The organism is Desulfuromusa kysingii, from assembly GCF_900107645.1.
In the GTDB taxonomy this organism is placed as follows: Bacteria; Desulfobacterota; Desulfuromonadia; order Desulfuromonadales; family Geopsychrobacteraceae; genus Desulfuromusa; species Desulfuromusa kysingii.
In genome coordinates, this window is sequence record NZ_FNQN01000005.1 from 59,986 (window position 1) to 79,951 (window position 19,966).

Below are 19,966 nucleotides of genomic sequence, written 5' to 3' on the forward strand. Positions count from 1 at the left end.
CTGAATCTGAGCGTTCAGAACTGATTCATAGCGCTACCACCCGTCTTTTTCTGTCGGAGAGGAACAGTTACAACCGTAATTCATCCACCCCCTTGACCAGAGATGAGACGGTCTCAAAATTCGTCCAATCGCTGGTTGCAACGGCGGGCCTGCCCAGTAACACAATGGCACATCCTGCATCAGTTGCAGCAGCTATCTTCTCCGGCACCCCGCCGGCAGTACCGCTATCCTTGCTGACCAGAACGCCGATATCAAAGCGACGGATCAACGTGCTATTTTCCTCTTCACTAAAAGGGCCACGGGCGTAGATGCATGATTCATCCGGGAGTCCACTGGCCTTACAGGCCTCTATCGACTCTCTGTGCGGCAAGACGCGGACAACGAGGGGGATCTGCGTTTTTTTGGCCACTGCGACATAAGGTTCAAGATGTCGTGATCCGACCGTTAACAACACTGGGCGGGCGAAGGAAAAGGCTAATTCTGCAGCGGCCTGATGGTCTCCCACCCGGTAAACATGCTCGTCATCAATAACGGTTTCCTGGCGTTGAAAGCGGAAACATCTGATTCCCGTTTTTCGCACAACTCCCGCTATGGTCTGATGTAATTCGTCAGCATAAGGATGGCCTGCATTGACGATGAGTCGAATGTCGCTACGTGTCATCAGATCGACCATGTCACTCAGACCCAAGCGACCACAACGATGCGTAATCAACGGATGATTTTCCGCACCGGTTTTAAGAGGAACATCTGTTGCTGTTGAGACCATGACCGGAATATTCAAGTTGGCCAGAGCGGTCGCTATAGATTCTGTTTCACTGGTACCACCGAACAGGAGAATCACCGATAATATCCTCTTGGTGTGACCATCCGACCATCAATCAGGCGGGTGGTGCTATTGCCGATAATCACCAGAGAGCGCATACCAATCTCTTCATCCAGAAAGTGTTCCAGATCCGAGTAAACCACCTGCTGATTTTTATCGCCGGCGGCGGTAACGATCCCCACCGGGGTTGTCCCGGGACGATAATGGCGGAAAATCGCAGCGGCTTCCTCCAGCTGCCGAACCCGTTTCTTGCTGCGGGGGTTATAGAGAGAAACCACCATATCGGCAGCAGCGACAGCCTGTAAGCGAGTGATGATTGTCTCCCAGGGGACCAGAAGATCACTTAAACTGATGGTTGCTGAATCAAGCATCAGCGGGGCTCCCAATTGGGCAGCAGCGGCGTTTGCGGCACTGACCCCGGCAACAACCTCAATCTCCACAGATAGGTTCTCAGCCGCAGCCATTTCCATAGCCAGTCCCGCCATCCCATAGACCCCAGCATCTCCGGATGAAACCAGAGCAACAGTGGCTCCGGCAACCGCCTTTTGTAGCGCCATCCGGCAACGATCTGCTTCTTGCATCATCCCAGAGGTGTAAGTATCTTTCCCCTCACAAAGGTCGGCGATGGATTCCACATAAGGAGCATAACCGACAATGGTGGAACAGCAAGAAACCGCACGTTCTGCGCGATGAGTTCGATCTTGAGGGTTCCCCGGACCTATGCCAATGACAAACAATTTTCCTGTGCTACTGCAACGGTTATCCCGTTCAGAGCTTGTTTCTGCACAATTAATGATGTCCTCCTTCCAGCGAGTAACGCTGCCGGTTCGGCAACAGCAGGTAAATTTACTTTACCGGCAACAAATTCTGATGATGTAAATTTTTGCGGACACTGACGGATGGTTTCCCCAGCAATAATTCGCAAGGGAATATTCAGGATTCTGGCCGCTTGCAGCAAACCTAGCTCATCCGCTTTAACATCAGCCGTGGCCAGGTAACGCACCCTTGCCAGCGACAGTGCCTGCTGCTCCATCACTTTCTGTATCGCAGCTACAATGTCAACCGCAGCCTTTCCCCGGCGACAGCCAACACCGATAATCAAATCCTTGACCGCCTCTGTGGTCGTGGAAATAACCGGTTCTGCATCGATAATATTAGCCACCCGTATGGCCAGATCATTGGCACCACCTTCATGGCCACTGAGCAGGCTGACAACATGCCGCGCTCCGACATCAACCACGACAACTGCGGGATCTGTAAGCTTACTCACAATTGAACCCGCCAAAGAGCGGACCACCACACCACAGGGAGCCACGTAGATCAAACCATGGTATTTGGAAAAAATCGTAGGTGTCAGCTCCATTACCCGGGTGAAAGACTGTGCACCTTCACAAAAGTCCAGAGCATCATGTAAATAAAGTTGCAGCTCGGGAATTTTGTTCTGTAACTGCTGACAGACCAGCAATCCCTGAGGTGAAAAAGTGATGGCAGCGAGCTTCATTCCGCTGATCCCTGACGGTAGCCATGCGTAAACGCATGATGATAGAGCTTAGAAACCGGGATATCTCGCGACAAAGCCTGACCAACAATAATCATCGCGGTCTTTTTGATCCCTTCGTTCGCCACTTTTGCGGCAATATCCTGCAAGGTTCCGCGAATAACCTTTTCATCTGGCCAGGAGGCATGGAACACCACTGCAATGGGACAATCATCGCCATACCACCGGCCTAACTCTTGAGCGACCTCGGCAATCTTGTGCACGGAAAGAAACAGACAGAGGGTCGAGCGCATCTTCGCCAGCTGTTGCAGATCTTCCTTTTCCGGCATTGGAGTCCGCCCCGAGGTGCGGCTCAGAATGACGGTTTGCGTCACTTCTGGAGCAGTTAATTCCGTTTTTAGTGTGGCTGCCGCCGCCTGAAAAGAGCTGATGCCAGGGACAACGGCATACTCAATCTGCATCCGGTCCAGAGAGTTCATCTGTTCACGAATGGCACCGTAAATAGAAGGGTCTCCCGTATGCAATCGCACCAGATCGACATCTTCCTGTTGCGCCTTGCGAAAAACCGTCTCCATCTCCTCCAAAGTCATCTTGGCAGAATCATAGAGCTCAGCATCATCGGGAGCGACGGCGATAACCTCTGGCGGAATAAGTGATCCGGCATAAATACAAATTTTACATTGGCTGAGCAGACGGTGCCCCAGCAGGGTCATCAATTCCGGATTTCCCGGACCAGCGCCGACAAAATAGACTTTCATAAAGTATTCTCTTCCGTATCTAAAAGGATAATAGCCAGATTTCCGCATGCTGGATCAGCACCACGCAACGAGCGAAGGTCAGTCTCAATCCTTTGCTCCGGGAAACCAGCGCGAGCGACAAAAACTGCCTGATGAATCAACCCGTTCTCTTCCAACATGTCGATAATTGCAGGCAGATGATGACCAATTTTCATCAACACCAAGGTCCCTCCACGCTGGATAGCAGCCTGAAGATCTTCCATCGCGGTGACCGCTGGAATGATGGTGACCGGTTTTGTCCCTTCTCCCACAGCGAAGTGGGTCAGGGCGGCGCAATGGGAGTACGCACTGACACCGGGGACAATTTCAACCTTAACGTCAGCCCATTGCCGCCGTAATGCCCGTAACAGATAGATGGCAGTGGAATACAACAACGGATCACCCAGAGTGACAAAAACAACGTCGTTGCCTTGCTGTAACGTCTGGATGATGCTGGTCGCCGTCGCTTGCCAATGTTGTTCACGCTTCTCTCTACTGCGCTGCAAAGAGAAGGACACCTCACGAATAACAGCAGCTTGATTGGCATACTGTTGCACCGCTCCATGAACCCAGGATTGCGTCGTCAAGCGGGAGAAGGGGACATAAACATACGCCGCCCGTTGTAACAAACGGACAGCTTTTAGAGTCAGAAGTTCTTCATCTCCTGGCCCCAGACCAACGGCATAAAAGGTTCCCGATCTCATGTCAAAACCCCCTCTTTGAGAAAAAACAGGATCGTGCGTGAAGGCAATGCCGCTTTTTTCAGTTCACTGCTGCGATCAAAGAATTGGATTCTTTCAGTTTCCAGTGACAGATTTTCACAGCTCACGACCGAGTAGTTTTCCTCCATAAGCTCCCACTGTTGCACCAACCAATCGACCGCGGTCTTATCTCCGGCCAGAAAAGCCATTTTTTTCGCTTTACCCAAGGTTGCTAAATCAATCTGGGGGATACGGCCGTGAACACTGTAGACCGGAAGATCATGCCAATCCAAAGCCAGCCGGGAACAGGCGAGTTGTAGTGAACTAATCCCTGGGGTAAGGCGACAGTTCTGTCGACCGAAACGGTCAATGACTAAACGTGCCAGACTGTACAGTCCGGTATCACCGGAAACCAGCACACAGACCCGCTTATCCCTGAACCCTGAGATCTCATCAAGCACCTTGGTCATGCTGCCTCGAACCGGAAAGCGTTGACAGTCAAGGTCGGGGAATAACTGCAACAGGTGCGGCGCCCCCACCAGAACTTCGGCTTTTTTCACCACAGCACAAGCGGCTAAACTCAAGTAATCCTTGTGTCCCGGCCCACAGCCAATAATCTCAACCGGATTCATTTTACTCTCCATTTCTGATCATCACCACAGTGACCAAGCAGTTCCCCTTTAAGATTGATAAGGGCAACTGTCAATTGCGGAAGCCCCGGATAAGTCGCTGCGATCTGGTGCATAATTGCCTCTGCCAGCCGATTCCCCAGCTGTTCTCGTTGCGGTGCTTGCAGCTTCTGCATGAACAGTTCTTCGACCGTATTCACTTGAAAACTCTGCGACGGAAACAAATCCTGCGCCAATCGGGCAATATAGGGGATGGCGCTTGCTGATTGAGCCGAGTGGGTCTGCCACTGCCCTGCCGCGAGCTTGCCCAACTTCCCTGGATGACCGAGGACCAGCAGATGTTCTAACGGACATTTTTCTGCCTGTCCTAACATGTAGCCCCACTCGTTACTGACATCAACAATCTGCTGTTCGCTAACATCAAAGTACCTTTTGGCAGCTCTATGTCCCATATTTCCTGGGACCAGAACCAGCTCAGTCAGTCTTGCAGCGATGGCGACATTCAGTGAACATTTCAGGGAATCGCGTAGGGCTGGGGCGCTAAAAGGACGGACTCGGCCCGTTGTTCCTAATATCGAAATTCCCCCTTCGATCCCCAGGCGGGGATTAAAGGTTCTGGGAGCCAACTTCAGACCCTGTGGCACTGAGACGGTCACGTCAAAACCTTCTGTCGTAACGCTACTGAGCGCCGCACAAATAATTTTCCGGGGACCGGGATTGATAGCAGGTTCTCCCGGTGGGATGGCAAGACCGGCCCGGGTCACGGTGCCAACCCCTGGACCAGCAAAAAAACGGACCCGATTCACACGGTTACGGTGTAGAGTCACAATCAGCGGTGTCCCATGGGTGACATCAGGATCATCCCCTGCATCCTTGATGACTGTCGCCGAGGCTTTCATACCATCACAATAGATGTCGCTGACGCGATTGGTGACACTGCTGCCATCCGGCAAGACAACATCGACCTGCTCAGAGGATTCTCCTCGAACAAGCATTAATGCCGCGGCTTTGGCCGCTAAAGCAGCACAGGTGCCAGTGGAAATTCCCCATTTCAACAGGTTGGTCCCTCCTGCCATGGGCGTTGACCGATATGAATAATCATGGTTGTCATATAACCGAGATCAACCTCGTCCCATTGACTCAGATCAGCAACTTTGACTTCATGTTCTCCTTGCCCACCGGCACTAACTAATTCAGCGCACTGAAGCAGCTGCTTCCGCCGCAGCAATTCCAACAAGCGGGGGAGGTCTCCAGCCGCCTTAAACAACACCAGAGTTTCACAGGCATCCAGAGCTTTCTCCACAGCATCAAGGTCCGTCGCTGACATAATCATCAAGCGGTCTTCCTGTAAGGTCAGGGGGCGATTGAAGCAACCGGCGACCATTTGATAAGCGCTGATACCAGGGATTGTCTGGATTCGATCAGCTGGTAATTTTTCTACCAGGGCCTCCATCAGATAGGAACTCGTCGCAAAGATCAGCGGGTCACCTAAGGTAACCTGAACCACCGACTGTCCGCTCAGGCAGCGTTTGGCGACATCCGTCGCAATCTTCCCCCAATGCTCCCTGGTTTTAACATTGTTGCGCTCCATGGGATATTGCGTTACGACAATCTCCTGATCCTTGAGCAAAGGAGCAACAGCGCGAAGCGCAATACTGCTTTTGGAGCTCTTAGCTTGTGGTGCCAGAATAACATCGGCACCTTCAACCAGACGTGCGGCTCTCAAAGTCACCAGATCAGGATCGCCGGGTCCCACACCTACGGCATAAAAACAGCCGGGTTTCAGCATTTTATCTTGCATATTTTCCTACCAATACAGCATCAAGAGGAGAGTACAGACAAGGAGAAACAACATCCGGATAAACTGTGCAGAGATCGCCATAAAAGCCCCAGGCCTTGCTCCCAGGATGGCAATATAGGTTGGTAACGCATGACGCAAGGTTCGCACCGGAGCCGTCACCATGGAACCAAACAGAATGACAATAACCGCCTGATGGGTCGTTATCTGTCCGGCGTCAATAAAGTTCGCAGCAGCAATGACCCCGTTGTAAAGACTTAAAGCTTGAGCCGGGATGATAGCAACCGATTCTGCCGGTAAAAAATAGAAGGAAAACAGCCCCGGCATGGTTTCTCCCAACCAGGTAAAAAACCCATGATATTCCAATAGCGCCATACAGAGATAAGAAGGGATCAGATAGATCAGTAACCGACGCAGGGTTTTCTGCGACCGCAACCATACTGTGGTCCAGAAACCGCGACTCCGTTCACGCACCTTACGAGCGGTCGTCTCCTGCTGCAGGGTTGACTGCGTCGCTGACAAAGACGGAAAAAATCGCGCCACAACATAGCGGGACAACAACAGGGTGATGACGATTTGCAGAGTTATCGCCAGAAAGCGGACTGCAAAGAGTGCGATGGTCGCTTCCCAACCAAAAGCGATCCCGATAGGAACCACAAAGGTTGGTAAATGGGCAAAAAGTGATAAAGCCGAGACCACATAAATCGACGTATAGAGCTCACGATTATTCAAGCTGCCGACATCCCGTTGAGTCACCAACATACTGTTGGCAACAGCTCCCGATTGAAACGCCATCAGGAAAGCGGGCCCAGCTTCTCGCTTAATCTTCCCTAGACCTGTCAGCGGTAGCGTTAGGACCGAAAGCAGACGCATGCTTCCTGAAACTTCCAGGATTTGTCCGACGAAGATCCCAATCGCGATAAATAAGGAAAGTTCGCAGATCAATACTCCCTTGCGCGGCCAAAAAGGGAGATGCCTTTTCCAGCGCTGATAATCAGAACTGCTTCGTGTCTTTTGTCGTTCAGTGACAAAAACCTTGCCGGTTTCCCCTTCTGGTTGATAACGCTTGACAGCCGTTGCAGCAACATTCTTCCCCTGAGTGGACACCGACTGATGGGTGACTTTATCCACTGTGATCTTTTCAGCGGAGCTCGTGGCTGCAGCAGAAGCAGAAGCAGAAGCAGAAGCAGAAAAAATAAGCAAAGATATAAATACAGCCACCAGAAGACGATACATAAAAGCTAACCGCGACCCTCTTCCAAGGTTTGCATTGCTTGGTCAAGATGGTTGAAATAGATCTCAAGAATTGCGTCATTCCAGCCAAGAGATTGAGAGCAGACAGATTTGTCTGCCTGAATAATTTTCTTCCAGCTATCTTCCTCATCACCCATGACATCGTTCATAATGTGATCACCAGCAACAATCATCAGTGGAACAAATTTGACTGTACCGATTTCTTCGCTCAGTACTTTTATCTTTTGCAGAGGGGTAATCCCTGGCTGTCCTTCAACGCTGGCAACGACCAGATTTGGATATTGCGGTTCGATGGTTTTTGCAAAAGCGACCAGTTGTTGATTAAATTCAGAATGATGATCATTGCCATGGGCGACAATAACGGTCGGCTGTTGAGCATCAATATCCTTGCCCAGAGCATCAACAACCGCTGCAATATCAGCGGCTGATGTCATCAACGCGTCACCGAACGCTACATTGAGACCGTGCATGTCAACATCGACAACACTGCGATACTCCTGTCCTGGAACCACATGAAGGCTTTGGAAAACTATGTTTTTCTTCCCCTGTTTACGTAAGTCAGCAACAACCTCTTCGACATTACGGGTCACAATGCCTTGCTTCTTCAACTTGTCGATAATAAATTGCGAGGTAAAAGCCCACTGCACATCATATCCGGCATAACGTTCACAGGCTTTGTCGTTGATATAATCAAAAACCGGACGAGCTGTATCCACCGACGTCCCGAAAGCGACAAGGACGATGGCCGGTTTTTCTGTGTTTTCACTGGCTGTAGCCGGGGCAGAAACGGTCATCGACATGATGCAGGCTCCTATAAATAGTAGAATAGATTGAATTCTTCGGGTGTTTTTCAATAGCATGTATTCCTCCTTAATTGGTCAGTGTGCTTCTTCAGCGGGATGACTCTTCTAGCCGTTATCCAACATGCAGATGGCGTGTAACGTCGCTACGGCCAGAGGACTGCCACCGCGCCGACCATCGAGGATGATGTAAGGCAGATCCAGCTGAGCCAACTCCTCCTTGCTTTCCAGAACATGAACAAAACCAACCGGCATCCCGACCACCAGACTTGGACGAATATTCTCTTCAACCGCCATCCGGTTGAGTTCAAGCAGTGCGACCGGAGCATTACCAATGAGAACAATGGCTCCATCCAGCTTTTTCCCGGCTTTCCGGATAGCAAAAAGAGAACGGGGCAATCCCTCTTTCCGTGCTTGTGTCACCGTATCTTCATCCGCAACATGACAAAGAATTTCTGCGCGACTGTAAGCCGGATTCAGTTTCTGCAGCCGAGGAATACTTAATCCGGAACGGATCATATTACTGTCAGCATAAATAGTTTTCCCCTGTTGTAGTGCCTTTCGGGCCGAGTGAAGAGCGTCTGGAGAAAAACGGATCAGATCGCTGATAGCAAAATCGGCGGTTGTATGTATCAATCGCCTGACCACTTGCCACTCATCGGCTGTATAGTTATTTTCTGGTGCCTCCGCGTCGATTCGGGCAAATGAAAGATCTTCTATCTGCTGTCCACTTAACGGGCTTTCGAGTAAATCGTGAATCAATGGTCTATGGTTAGTTTTCACAAAATCTCCGCTTAATTTTTCATAAGGTTTTTAAAAAAATATTTGTCTTCCGCCAGGGGAGACATACCGCACAATTGGAGGTCTTCAGTCAGCGCAACTGAGCTTCTCGATAAATCGATTTACGGCTTCAGGTCTAGAAGCCAAATGCAGATGGGCATAACTGACGAGAATGTTTCCACGTTGATACCCTTCAGCTCGACAATGTCCAGTCCGGTTCTGCTGCAGTTGATAAACAGATTCCCATCCATCGATCCCAACGGGCGAAGCAGCCAACTCCGAATAATGGTACTCGTGACCGCGAAAAACGCTTCCACAAGTGCCAAAAAGTGAATCTTGTTGCAGTGTGGCTTTGACATATCCAAGCACTTTACGTTTATTCAACATCTTCGCCCAGACTGGCAAAACACCAGCGAAAGGGTAAAGTCTCTCTTTCTGCTCCACCCCTTGAGAAAGGTAGATAAGACCGCCACATTCAGCGTAAACCGGCTTATCGGAGGCACAAAACGAGCTGACGTCTTGTAACATGGAAGTATTGCTGGATAGCGCTTCAGCATGCACCTCGGGATATCCACCCCCGAAATAGAGACCGTCAATATTCTCTGGTAGAGCTTCGTCTTTTAATGGAGAGAAATAAACCAGTTGACACCCTTTGCTTTCCAATAAGGTAAAAAAGTCAGGGTAATAAAACTGAAAAGCCTCATCACGAGCCACTGCCAGCCGAACCTGCTTTTTGACACCGCAAGAAGGAGTTTCTACCAAGGGTTGATCCAAGATAATGGGATTGGCACCCTGCGCCTGACTGAGCAAAAGGTCCAGATCCATCTGTTGTTCCGCTGTTTCTGCCAGAGATTTCATCATCTCTGGGCTGAGAGCCTGTTCCGCGGCAGAGATGAGGCCAAGATGACGACTGGGAAGCTCAGGGACACTGTCTCTACGTATGGCACCCAGTAAAGGAGGCAGATCCGCAGCCATCAACGCTGATGAAAGGAGTTCAGCATGGCTGGGAGAACCACAACGATTCGCCAAAACTCCTGCCAGAGAAACAGCAGGCTCCAGTTCGTTATAGCCTTTTACCAGTGCAGCAACACTGCGAGCCATACCATGCGTGTTGACCACCAGAGCAACGGGCACATCCAGCCATGCAGCAATTTCTGCGCTGCTGCCGTGAATGCTATCGCTGCTGCTGCCATCAAACAAACCCATCACCCCTTCAATAATACTGATATCTGCATCAGCTGAGAGGGCAGTGAACATCTGTTCAACATAGTGACGATCGCTCATCCAGCCATCCAGATTAAAACAGGGGCGACCGGAAACATGGGCCAAATGACTGGGATCCAGATAATCGGGACCAACCTTGAAGGTTTGCACTTTGAGACCTCTATCTCTCAAAGCAGCCACCAGAGCCAGAGTGAGGGTTGACTTACCAACGCCACTATGGGCACCGGCAATCATGATTCGGGCTCTTGATATCGGAGAGACAGGCATCAAGTTTTCTCCACTTCGGATTCGACCGTACGCAAAATTTCATTTATCCAATGGTCTTTTTTTATCACTTTCCCTCTCTTTGCAATTGTTTCCCGGCATCCAATCGGTTCCAACCGATATGGTGACCTCGTGACATGGACTTAACAGCCAAGCTACGGATAACATCCAGTTGCTGAGTACAGCGGAGAAGGCAGTAAAAACATCGTTCAACAGAACACCCGTGAACATGCCAGCACCCCCGCCAACATCCTTTGTGACTCAGCTCCACAATTAATTTTCCCCAGAAAAACAGTTGTGGAAGTGGTAACTTTTATGGCCCAAAAACAAAAAAATCCCAGAACCTGTGAAGAGGTTCTGGGATACCGTTTTTTATCCTTTTGTCGTGCTACCTGAGATCTCTTTCCTCGGAGTTCAGGGAGTCATGGCTTATCAAGGAGGAAGTATCTGACTTCCGGAGTTTCAACTCCGGTTTACAGTGGCGGGACCGTGGCGGAATTACACCGCCTTCCTTCTCTCCTTCGCCAAATATGTCTGACTGTCAAGAATGACATCCCTTGACAGAGGATCGCTAGTTAACAGCAAAGTATGATCTGATGCAAGAGGTTTTTTGTTGCATACACTATTAAAAAGACGTAATAAAAATTTCATTGTCAGATCTAGTATCCGTGTGTAGTATGCCTCTCCATAGTTTTTCTCCTCAGCTCCCCAGGCTGATTCAACCTACAGCACCCCTTAAAAAATCAATGGAACAGGGCCGATATCGGTCTTTTCATTTGTTTATGTCAAAGTTGTATCGCTTGCGGCAAATGGCGATCAATTCTCGACATGAGGAGTTGCTGCCATGGGAACTTTCCCTATATTACTGACCAAGCCCAAATTGTTACTTATCGGTGGGGGACAAATTGCCCTACAAAAAGCGCAAGCCTTATCCCGCAACCAGATAAACTTCAACATCATCGCTTCTGCCTTCTGTCACGAGATACAAGCTCTCGATATTCCCATGACACATCGACCTGTCTGCGCAGAAGATTTCGCTGGTGTCAACATCGTTATTGACGCAACCGGTAATCCTGATGTCGCAAAATTGGTGCTTCAGGAAAAAAAGAAATCCTATTTTCTGTTTAACTGTGTTTCTCAACCAGAGCTTGGTGATGTCTACTTCCCGGCTATTCTCAATGTCAATGATCTTAAAATTTCTGTCTCCACAGATGGTGCCAGCCCGACCATCAGCCGCATTGTCAGAGATAAGATCGCTGCATTCATTCCCAAACAAATCCCCAACCTTTTGGCGGAGAAGAGGGTGGAAAGACAACTTGGCACTCTTGACATCAAAACCACCCAAGAACAGTGTTTAAAGCTGTTTTCTACCGTATATCTGATCGGTTGTGGACCGGGAGACGTCGATCTGATGACCATCAAGGCCTATAAGACTCTGCAGCAGATGGATGTTGTCTTCTACGATCACCTCCTCACCCCTGAAATCCTTGCCTTGATTCCGGAGACGACACAAAAGATATCGGTCGGCAAGAAGAAGGGCTGTCACCTTTATCGGCAGGAACAGATCAATGAATTACTTTTTGAACATGCCAAACGGGGATTAAAAATCGCCCGGCTTAAATGCGGCGATCCCTACATTTTTGGCAGAGGGGCGGAAGAAGCGGAGTATCTAATTAAAAAAGGGATCAAAGTTGAGATGATCAGCGGTATCAGTTCTGCTCTCGCCGGACCGGCTTGTGCAGGCATTCCACCGACCGCTCGTAATTATGCAACCAACATGTCCATTGTCTCAGCGCACCTTGCCGGCTGCAAAATTAACACTGACTGGCTCCCTTTGCTTAAAATCCCTCACCATACAATTATCGTGTTGATGGGGCTGAGTTTCGCGACACAGATTTCGGAACTCTCACTCGCCTCCGGCGTCAATCCTCAGTTACCGGTTGCCATCATATCCAATGCATCACGGGCAGACCAGGACGTACGAATTACCGACATGCAGAACCTTCCAACCGCCGCTGTTGGCGCTCAACGTCCGGCAATTCTGGTGATCGGCGATGTCGTCCGTTTACATGAAATTTTAAGTTTTGCCAGTCGGGCGGATGAAGGGCTATCCAGTAGTATCAGCGAAGCTGGCAGGCTCCAAGAGTTGGCGGTATCGTAATGGCTGATGAACCTCGAGAGGAAAGTGGTTTACCCGTTTTTGCAGGCGGCCTCGGACTCTGCTTGCTCCTATAATTGAGGGAGGACAAGCAGTTCGCCTGAGACTTCATGAATTGTTAAGGGGGTTCCATAAGCATGGCTGAGTACTGTCGAAGACAGGCCAATTTTATCACCAGCCATCAATACCTGTCCTTGATCGAACTTTGATCATAACTCGGATGTCATTATCCATTCTCAATGACATCCACAAGGGGCACCGGCACTTTTTTTGGTGCCTTTCTGAAACAAAACCAGTCCGAATAATATTAACGCACTGATCATCCCCAGCAGAGTTCGATGATCTTCATGGGCGATGGCCTGCCATCCGGCAGTCAGGTTGGTGAGAGAGTAAATGGCATCGACAGCAAAGCCTAAAACAACTGACGACACGATAATACCCAGCAGATAGATGACGGTGCTCCTCTTCCCAATAATTTTGGAAATCACTGAGAGCGCGGCGGCATTCGTTGCGGGTCCCGCCAGCAGAAACACTAATGCTGCTCCGGGATTTAACCCTTTCAGAACAAGTGCTGCTGCAATCGGAGTCGAGGCGGTTGCGCAAACATACAGGGGAATACCGACGACAAGCATAACAAACATGGCAATAATGGGATTTCCAAGCCAGCGTTCAACGAGTGCAGGTGATATAAACACCGTAATCATCCCGGCAATGCCGACGCCGATAAAAAACCAACCGGAAATATCTTTAAACAGATCCCCAAAAGAGAACGCCATCCCTTCTTGTAGGCGAGCGAGGAAACCAGTTTGTCGTTTTTCCTCGCCTTGATTATCCTCGCTACAACATGAAGAAACGGTGACACTCATGTTTTCTTCGGTCCCAGCAGAATCCTTTGTACGACAAACTGGATCAAAAATACGAACCATCTGCCCAGTCACTAGCGCCGTTATAAACGCAGACAGGGGCCGCAACATCGCCATCAGTGGATCGAGCAGAACCCAGGTTACAGAAATTGAATCGACTCCCGTTTCAGGAGTGGCGATCAGGAATGCCGTTGTTGCCCCTTTTGTCGCCCCTTGTTTACGAATTCCAGCGGCAGCTGGGAGGACTCCACAACTGCATAATGGAATCGGAACGCCGAATAATGCTGCCTTGACAATACTTGATCGATTCTCTTTTCCCAAGTGACGAGCGATTAAATCATCTGGAATAAAAGCTTTTAGCAGTCCCGCCACAAAGAAGCCAAACAGCATGTAAGGAGCAGAAAGGCAAAGAATGTTCCAGCTTTCAAGCAGTATTCGTTCAAATAAAACCATATCAATACCTCTTTGTAACACATGACAATATGTTCATATGTCTGCCTGTAAAAAATAGGCACCACCGCCAACATGGGGCCCGGATAGATTATTCTTTTACGTGCTGAAGGCCCTGTTCCAGAAGGGTTAAAACATGCGCATCAACCAAACTATAAATCACATTCTTTCCATCTTTTCGATATTTGACGATTTTCTGTCCACGTAAAACCCGGAGTTGGTGACTGATCGCTGAGGAGCTCATGTTGAGGAGCTGCGCCAAGTCACAGACGCACAGATCAGAAAATGACAGGGCATGAAGTATGCGAATTCGGGTCGAATCGCCAAAGGCCTTAAACAGCTCGGCCAATTCAAATAAATTTTCTTCCGATTCCATTTTTGCGTTCACCTGACTGACACTGTCAGTGTGAACACATTCAACCAAGCACGTATCTTCTCTTTGATCCACAGCATCCTCCATCAATTGAACATATATTCACATATACTCCAATATTTTCATCCCGTCAACTTCATGTTGCCAATCCATCCAACTTTCGTCAGACACACAAAAGCCCAAGGTTGCATAAAGACAGCCTTGGGCTTTTTGTACCTGAATAACTAAATCATCTATTTCATTAATTGCAGCAATACATGATTGAGGATGCCACCACTTTGGAAGAAGATCACCTCCTGGTCAGTATCGATACGACAAAGGACCTTGAGCTCTTCTTTGCTGCCATCACTCCGAGTGAGAGTAATCGTCAAATTTTGCTTGGCCTGCAATCCTTCGACAACCGGGATACTGACTATTTCACTTCCATCCAACCGCAAACTTTCTGCTGAACTCCCGGGCAGAAATTGTAATGGCAATACCCCCATACCAACAAGGTTAGAGCGATGAATCCTCTCATAACTCTCTGCCAGTACCGCTTTTACCCCCAGCAGCTGTGTCCCTTTTGCTGCCCAGTCACGACTTGAACCCGTCCCGTATTCTTTACCAGCGATAACGACCAAAGGAACATTGTCTTTTTTGTAGCGGTTAGCCGCAGCAAAGATACTCATCTCTTCACCATCAGGAAGATGTTTTGTCATTCCCCCTTCGGTTTCAGGAACCATTTTATTGCGCAGGCGAATGTTGGCAAAGGTACCACGAACCATCACTTCATGATTGCCACGACGTGAGCCATAAGAGTTAAAATCCAGCTCTTTAACATTGTGTTCCTGCAGATATTCACCCGCCGGACTTGCACCCTTGATCGCCCCTGCCGGAGAGATATGATCTGTGGTGATTGAGTCTCCCAACAAAGCGAGAATCCTGGCGTCATTGACTCCGGGATAAGTTGTTGATGCCTGGAGTTTATCAAAGAAAGAGGGGAGGCGAATATAGGTCGAATCAGGCTCCCAAGAATAGGTCAGCCCATCGGGGATGGCGAGGCTTTGCCAGCTCTCATCACCGGTAAAAACTGCCGCGTACTCTTTTAAGAACATTTGCGCATTCACCAGGGCAACCATTTCAGCAACCTCTGCGTTGCTGGGCCAAATATCTTTCAAATAGACTGGCTGTCCGGATTGATCCTCGCCGAGCGGTTCACTGGTCAAGTCAATACAGGTGGTCCCTGCCAAAGCAAAAGCGACAACCAGAGGCGGTGATGCCAGCCAGTTTGATTTGACTTGCGCATGAATCCTTCCTTCAAAGTTGCGATTCCCCGACAGGACTGAGCAAACACTCATATCGTTCGCATCAATGGCCTCTGCAACCGGCCCTGTTAATGGCCCCGAATTGCCGATGCAAGTGGTACATCCATAACCGACAATATTGAAGCCCAATTGATCTAAATAACTTTGCAGCCCCGCTTTTGCAAGGTAATCAGTGACAACTTTTGATCCGGGAGCCAGAGAGGTCTTGACCCAGGATTTTTGGCTCAGCCCTTTTTCTACCGCTTTCTTTGCAACCAAACCGGCAGCCATCATCACGGCAGGATTGGAGGTGTTAGTACAAGAAGTAATGGCAGCAATAACAACGTCACCATGATTCAGTTGATCGTTACTATTGGCTATTGGGACACCTTTATCCCGATTGTCCTCAGGAAGAACTTTCTCGGTTTCGATACCCATATTTTCCAGGAGGACTCGATCTTGTGGCCTTTTCGGTCCTGCCAGACTAGGCTTAACCGTCGTCAGGTCGAGCTCAAGAACGGCACTGTAGGTCGGGTCAGGAAGATCATCTGCGCGCCATAACCCCTGTTCTTTACAATAACTTTCCACCAGTGCCACAGTTTCAGGACTGCGTCCGGATAAAGTCAGATAATCAAGGGTGACCTGATCTATCGGGAAAAATCCGCAGGTTGCCCCATATTCAGGCGACATGTTAGCTATCGTTGCCCGATCGGCCAAAGGCAATTGCGACAAACCGGTACCAAAGAACTCCACAAACTTACCAACAACCCCATGACTACGTAACATCTGCGTAACCGTCAACACCAGATCTGTCGCGGTAATCCCTTCATTTAAATGACCGGATAAACGAAAACCCACCACCTCAGGAATCAGCATCGAAATGGGTTGCCCCAGCATAGCGGCTTCTGCCTCAATGCCCCCAACTCCCCAACCAAGGACACCGAGACCGTTTATCATTGTGGTATGGCTGTCGGTTCCAACCAGAGTGTCAGGATAAGCCCAGAGCTCCCCATTAACTTTCTGACTCCAGACACCTTGTGCAAGATATTCCAAGTTAACCTGATGACAGATCCCGGTTCCTGGCGGTACGACACGAAAGTTGTCAAAAACATTCTGTCCCCAACGCAAAAATGCGTAGCGTTCACGGTTTCGCTCCATCTCTCTTTTGACATTGTCAGCGAGCGCTTCAGGATTACCAAAGTGATCCACCATAACAGAGTGGTCAATCACCAGATCCACAGGAATTTGTGGATTTATTTTAGCTGGATCACCGCCGTTTTTGGCCACTGAGTCACGCATCGCTGCAAGATCAACAATCGCGGGGACGCCGGTAAAGTCCTGCATTAAAACCCGCGCCGGGCTGTATGAAATTTCTCCCGACTGATCTTGATTCGGATTCCAGCCAGCAACAGCTTCGATATCACTTCGCATAACGCTGTGCCCATCTTCTTTGCGCAGAAGATTTTCCAACAGGACTTTAATGGTGAAAGGAAGCTGCTCCAGGCGATATGAACTGGCTACAGCAAAGGCCTTCAAGCTGTGATATCGATATTCGTGTCCAGCGACTTGCAGACTTTTTTCCGTATTAAATGAGTTACTCATTTCAGGTATCCTCCTCTAAGTTAATTTGATCCTACAAGAATACACGGAAATGGGGCAGTTTTTCCAGTACTGTGCATATTTTTAACGATTATATCTCTAAATACAGATGTTCTTTGTAATAAATACTGGTTACACGATTTACTGGTTAAAATCAGACGACTTTTTTCTCTTAAACCGAGCATTTTTCCGGTTCGTGATCGCTATCATTAAAAAAATAACGTTGTTTTTAAATGGTGTCTGTGATAGAAGCGATTTATCGTGTCTCGGTTACCCTCGTATAAAATACGTAGAAGGAGAAAAGCATGGCAGAAGGTACAGTAAAGTGGTTTAATGATTCAAAAGGTTTTGGTTTTATTGAGCAGGACAATGGTCCAGACGTCTTTGTTCATTTTTCAGCGATCCAATCAGAAGGTTTCAAATCCTTGGCTGAAGGAGATCGTGTTACTTTTGACGTAATCCAGGGAGATAAAGGTCCACAATCCGCGAACGTAATGAAAGTATAAATTTGACGACATCGCCAGACAGCGTTTGCTGCTGGTCATTGAGTCTTTGAGGGTAAACCAGAAAAGCTTCGCAACAATTGTTGCGAAGCTTTTTACTTTTAGATTCCCCGCAGGGCGATCTCTCTTTATGTCATAATTTTTCAATGCATCGTTATACCGTTTAACTCATCATGTTTTAACGTGATTTATCCACCCCTTTACGCGGGCAGAGGTCTACAATGGGGCAAGAGCTGCAATAGGGAGTTGGAGCCTTACAACAGGCGCGACCATGAGCAATCAAGGTATGGCTACATTGGGTCCATTCTTCCTCTGGAAGCAACCGGCTCAGCTCAGACTCTATCTGTTCTGGACTATCTGACTTTGTCCATCCAAACCGTTTGGCTAAACGCTTAACATGAGTGTCTACCACCATCCCTGGAATCTGGTAGGCATTGCCGAGAACAACATTGGCTGTTTTACGGCCGACACCGTTCAGTGCAACCAATGCATCAATATCGGCAGGAACCTGTCCCTGATGATGAATCAATAGCTGCTCTGCACAGCGAATCAAGTTCTTTGCTTTGTTACGAAAAAATCCGGTTGAACGGATCAACTCTTCTACTTGATCCTGAGTGGCTGCCGCCATCTGTTCCGGTCCGGGAAATTTTTTAAACAATGTTTCCGTTACAATATTAACCCGCTTGTCAGTGCACTGGGCTGACAAAATTGTTGCCACCAGCAACTGCCACGGGTTTTGATAATTCAAGGCACAGTGGGCTGTCGGGTAAATTTTCTCCAAAGCTCGCAATAGAGTCAAAGCTTTTTCGGTTTTTTTCATATACCCTTCTTTTATCTTTGGAGTGTATTAGCCACAAATCGGGGTCGGTTGTTTAGAGGTGACCCGGGTTGATTTTTTAACCTTGAGCACCTGACGGGTATCACGGGTTTCTACAGTCAGCACCAGAGGAAGATGTGTCGAAGCATGACGCGCCTGGCCAGACATGACAACTTGGCCAGATAACGCCCTGATTGGTCCCTTAAGATAGACTCGGTCACGCCCCCAAAGGGGAATCTTGCTTGGAAAGTTTGCCCTCCAAACAGGAAAGCTCGCCCGGCGCAGGTGTTCATGCAGAGGGATTTGACCGCTCCCCCACAGAGGTAGTCCAAAATCACCACAAACGATTGTCGCACAGGGTAAAGAAGGGTTGTTTAAAAGTTGTGAATTAACTAAATATTTGACTTGTTCGCGCCGTTGTCGAAGATCCCAGGAAAGGGTCAGATTAAAGAGATGGATTCTCTCTCCATCACGATCAAGATCCGCTTGCAGACAATAGTTACCATAACCCAGCTGGAATTCTTGAAGGTGATAAAGGGGATAACGGGACAAGAAGGCACAATCACCCTCCAAATCTGTCCCATAGACAGCTAAACCAACCCTTTCAGCCAACAGCTCAGCGGAGCTTGCCCCAATCGGTGAACCGATGCGTTGTAACATCACCAGTTCGGGTTGTTGTTCACGAATAACCGCAGCGCAAAGCTCGGGTGCAATTTCACCTGCTGCATTTCGAGCACCATTGATATGGTAGCTCATAATCCGGAACGTTGCCATCAGTCGCTCCTGCCGTCTCCGCTAAGCCTCTATTTTTTAACCCTGCGGACCGATTCAATAATCACTTGTGGTTCAGGGTAATCTCGGAACAGGGCACTTTTTGATATTGTTTTCACCTTGCCTATTTTTTCCACCACATCCATACCAGCGATAACTTTCCCAAAGACAGCGTAGCCATACGCCCCTGAACTTGTTCCACGGTGATTAAGTGAATGGTTATCAACCAGGTTGATAAAAAATTGACTGGTCGCGCTATCGACAACCCCAGTCCGGGCCATAGAGATGGTCCCTTTCTGGTTTTTTAACCCGTTATCAGCCTCATTCTTAATCGCAGACAATGTCGCTTTTTTGGTTTCGGATTTATCAAAGCCACCGCCCTGAATCATAAAATTTCCGATGACGCGATGGAAAATTGTGTCGTCATAGAATTTTTTATCCACATATTTAAGAAAGTTATCCACAGTCAGAGGTGCCTTGGAACTGTTCAATTCAATCGTGATACTGCCCATGTTGGTTTTCATCTCCACGATAGGATCCGCAACAGCGATCCCCCCGCAGAGTAAAAAACAAGCGAATAACAACAATATTTGTTTCATCGT

The 19,966-nt window shown here is 48.7% G+C and carries 20 protein-coding genes and 1 riboswitch; of the genes, 2 read left to right on the plus strand and 18 right to left on the minus strand.

The features are described from left to right. Positions 1-67 precede the first annotated feature (67 nt). The 12 genes from cobK to BLU87_RS09240 form a co-directional block, all read right to left on the minus strand. A complete protein-coding gene (gene cobK, locus BLU87_RS09185) occupies positions 68-841 on the minus strand; it encodes a precorrin-6A reductase (RefSeq protein ID WP_175498332.1) in 774 nt (257 codons plus the stop codon). After that, complete coding sequence (gene cobJ, locus BLU87_RS09190) at positions 838-1,560, minus strand: precorrin-3B C(17)-methyltransferase (protein ID WP_092347188.1); 723 nt, start codon at positions 1,558-1,560, stop codon at positions 838-840. The genes cobK and cobJ overlap by 4 nt, the downstream gene beginning before the upstream one ends. After that, positions 1,542-2,324: a cobalamin biosynthesis protein gene (locus BLU87_RS09195; protein ID WP_092347191.1), complete on the minus strand. Its 783-nt coding sequence runs from the start codon at positions 2,322-2,324 to the stop codon at positions 1,542-1,544. The genes cobJ and BLU87_RS09195 overlap by 19 nt, the downstream gene beginning before the upstream one ends. Then, positions 2,321-3,079 carry a precorrin-4 C(11)-methyltransferase gene (gene cobM / locus BLU87_RS09200; protein WP_092347194.1) on the minus strand — a complete coding sequence of 253 codons (759 nt, stop codon included), beginning with the start codon at positions 3,077-3,079 and terminating at the stop codon, positions 2,321-2,323. The genes BLU87_RS09195 and cobM overlap by 4 nt, the downstream gene beginning before the upstream one ends. Continuing rightward, positions 3,076-3,801, minus strand: coding sequence for a precorrin-2 C(20)-methyltransferase (gene cobI / locus BLU87_RS09205; protein WP_092347197.1), 726 nt, complete (start codon positions 3,799-3,801; stop codon positions 3,076-3,078). Before cobI (BLU87_RS09205) ends, cobM begins: the two co-directional genes overlap by 4 nt. Then, positions 3,798-4,430, minus strand: coding sequence for a precorrin-6y C5,15-methyltransferase (decarboxylating) subunit CbiE (cbiE, locus tag BLU87_RS09210; RefSeq protein ID WP_175498333.1), 633 nt, complete (start codon positions 4,428-4,430; stop codon positions 3,798-3,800). Before cbiE ends, cobI (BLU87_RS09205) begins: the two co-directional genes overlap by 4 nt. Next, positions 4,427-5,482 carry a cobalt-precorrin-5B (C(1))-methyltransferase CbiD gene (cbiD, locus tag BLU87_RS09215; RefSeq protein ID WP_175498334.1) on the minus strand — a complete coding sequence of 352 codons (1,056 nt, stop codon included), beginning with the start codon at positions 5,480-5,482 and terminating at the stop codon, positions 4,427-4,429. Before cbiD ends, cbiE begins: the two co-directional genes overlap by 4 nt. Further along, positions 5,479-6,228 carry a precorrin-2 C(20)-methyltransferase gene (gene cobI, locus BLU87_RS09220; RefSeq protein WP_092347206.1) on the minus strand — a complete coding sequence of 250 codons (750 nt, stop codon included), beginning with the start codon at positions 6,226-6,228 and terminating at the stop codon, positions 5,479-5,481. Before cobI (BLU87_RS09220) ends, cbiD begins: the two co-directional genes overlap by 4 nt. A 6-nt stretch (positions 6,229-6,234) precedes the next feature. Continuing rightward, a complete protein-coding gene (locus BLU87_RS09225; RefSeq protein ID WP_092347209.1) occupies positions 6,235-7,461 on the minus strand; it encodes a nucleoside recognition protein in 1,227 nt (408 codons plus the stop codon). 5 nt (positions 7,462-7,466) lie between these two features. After that, positions 7,467-8,279 (minus strand): sirohydrochlorin cobaltochelatase, encoded by an 813-nt coding sequence (locus tag BLU87_RS09230; protein ID WP_175498335.1) that lies wholly within the window; start codon positions 8,277-8,279, stop codon positions 7,467-7,469. A gap of 108 nt (positions 8,280-8,387) precedes the next feature. Continuing rightward, positions 8,388-9,062 carry a precorrin-8X methylmutase gene (locus BLU87_RS09235; protein WP_175498336.1) on the minus strand — a complete coding sequence of 225 codons (675 nt, stop codon included), beginning with the start codon at positions 9,060-9,062 and terminating at the stop codon, positions 8,388-8,390. A gap of 84 nt (positions 9,063-9,146) precedes the next feature. Continuing rightward, complete coding sequence (locus BLU87_RS09240; RefSeq protein ID WP_092347215.1) at positions 9,147-10,550, minus strand: cobyrinic acid a,c-diamide synthase CobB; 1,404 nt, start codon at positions 10,548-10,550, stop codon at positions 9,147-9,149. Positions 10,551-10,968: 418 nt separating this feature from the next. Further along, a riboswitch (cobalamin riboswitch) is annotated at positions 10,969-11,101 on the minus strand. Between the two features lie 290 nt (positions 11,102-11,391). Between BLU87_RS09240 and cobA the strand changes: the two genes are divergently transcribed. Continuing rightward, the gene (gene cobA, locus BLU87_RS09245) at positions 11,392-12,708 is read left to right on the plus strand and encodes a uroporphyrinogen-III C-methyltransferase (protein ID WP_092347218.1); all 1,317 of its coding nucleotides are present in this window, start codon (positions 11,392-11,394) and stop codon (positions 12,706-12,708) included. Between the two features lie 233 nt (positions 12,709-12,941). Here cobA and BLU87_RS09250 read toward each other — a convergent pair whose 3' ends face one another. From BLU87_RS09250 to acnA, 3 genes are all read right to left on the minus strand, one after another. Continuing rightward, entirely contained in the window at positions 12,942-14,021 is a 1,080-nt protein-coding gene (locus tag BLU87_RS09250; RefSeq protein WP_092347221.1) for an SO_0444 family Cu/Zn efflux transporter, read from the minus strand. Positions 14,022-14,109: 88 nt separating this feature from the next. After that, complete coding sequence (locus BLU87_RS09255; protein WP_092347224.1) at positions 14,110-14,478, minus strand: metalloregulator ArsR/SmtB family transcription factor; 369 nt, start codon at positions 14,476-14,478, stop codon at positions 14,110-14,112. 146 nt (positions 14,479-14,624) lie between these two features. Next, positions 14,625-17,285 (minus strand): aconitate hydratase AcnA, encoded by a 2,661-nt coding sequence (gene acnA / locus BLU87_RS09260; protein WP_092347227.1) that lies wholly within the window; start codon positions 17,283-17,285, stop codon positions 14,625-14,627. A gap of 293 nt (positions 17,286-17,578) precedes the next feature. On the opposite strand from acnA, the gene BLU87_RS09265 reads away from it, so the two are divergent. Further along, positions 17,579-17,779: a cold-shock protein gene (locus BLU87_RS09265; RefSeq protein ID WP_092347230.1), complete on the plus strand. Its 201-nt coding sequence runs from the start codon at positions 17,579-17,581 to the stop codon at positions 17,777-17,779. Between the two features lie 175 nt (positions 17,780-17,954). On the opposite strand, the gene nth is transcribed toward BLU87_RS09265, so the two are convergent. Genes nth through BLU87_RS09280 form a run of 3 tightly spaced genes read right to left on the minus strand, consistent with a single transcriptional unit; the run spans position 17,955 to position 19,963 of the window. Beyond that, positions 17,955-18,596, minus strand: coding sequence for an endonuclease III (gene nth / locus BLU87_RS09270; protein WP_092347232.1), 642 nt, complete (start codon positions 18,594-18,596; stop codon positions 17,955-17,957). Between the two features lie 27 nt (positions 18,597-18,623). Continuing rightward, a complete protein-coding gene (locus tag BLU87_RS09275) occupies positions 18,624-19,367 on the minus strand; it encodes an endonuclease/exonuclease/phosphatase family protein (RefSeq protein ID WP_092347235.1) in 744 nt (247 codons plus the stop codon). 29 nt (positions 19,368-19,396) lie between these two features. After that, positions 19,397-19,963: a peptidylprolyl isomerase gene (locus BLU87_RS09280; RefSeq protein ID WP_175498337.1), complete on the minus strand. Its 567-nt coding sequence runs from the start codon at positions 19,961-19,963 to the stop codon at positions 19,397-19,399. Positions 19,964-19,966: the final 3 nt, after the last annotated feature.

Bases quoted from the DNA above. Each gene is read 5' to 3' on its own strand.
- BLU87_RS09195 (WP_092347191.1), bottom strand. From the start codon at position 2,324: ATGAAGCTCGCTGCCATCACTTTTTCACCTCAGGGATTGCTGGTCTGT.
- cobM (WP_092347194.1), bottom strand. From the start codon at position 3,079: ATGAAAGTCTATTTTGTCGGCGCTGGTCCGGGAAATCCGGAATTGATG.
- cobI (WP_092347197.1), bottom strand. From the start codon at position 3,801: ATGAGATCGGGAACCTTTTATGCCGTTGGTCTGGGGCCAGGAGATGAA.
- cbiE (WP_175498333.1), bottom strand. From the start codon at position 4,430: ATGAATCCGGTTGAGATTATTGGCTGTGGGCCGGGACACAAGGATTAC.
- cobI (WP_092347206.1), bottom strand. From the start codon at position 6,228: ATGCAAGATAAAATGCTGAAACCCGGCTGTTTTTATGCCGTAGGTGTG.
- BLU87_RS09225 (WP_092347209.1), bottom strand. From the start codon at position 7,461: ATGTATCGTCTTCTGGTGGCTGTATTTATATCTTTGCTTATTTTTTCT.
- BLU87_RS09230 (WP_175498335.1), bottom strand. From the start codon at position 8,279: ATGTCGATGACCGTTTCTGCCCCGGCTACAGCCAGTGAAAACACAGAA.
- BLU87_RS09240 (WP_092347215.1), bottom strand. From the start codon at position 10,550: ATGCCTGTCTCTCCGATATCAAGAGCCCGAATCATGATTGCCGGTGCC.
- cobA (WP_092347218.1), top strand. From the start codon at position 11,392: ATGGGAACTTTCCCTATATTACTGACCAAGCCCAAATTGTTACTTATC.
- BLU87_RS09250 (WP_092347221.1), bottom strand. From the start codon at position 14,021: ATGGTTTTATTTGAACGAATACTGCTTGAAAGCTGGAACATTCTTTGC.
- BLU87_RS09255 (WP_092347224.1), bottom strand. From the start codon at position 14,478: ATGGAGGATGCTGTGGATCAAAGAGAAGATACGTGCTTGGTTGAATGT.
- BLU87_RS09265 (WP_092347230.1), top strand. From the start codon at position 17,579: ATGGCAGAAGGTACAGTAAAGTGGTTTAATGATTCAAAAGGTTTTGGT.
- nth (WP_092347232.1), bottom strand. From the start codon at position 18,596: ATGAAAAAAACCGAAAAAGCTTTGACTCTATTGCGAGCTTTGGAGAAA.
- BLU87_RS09275 (WP_092347235.1), bottom strand. From the start codon at position 19,367: ATGGCAACGTTCCGGATTATGAGCTACCATATCAATGGTGCTCGAAAT.
- BLU87_RS09280 (WP_175498337.1), bottom strand. From the start codon at position 19,963: ATGAAACAAATATTGTTGTTATTCGCTTGTTTTTTACTCTGCGGGGGG.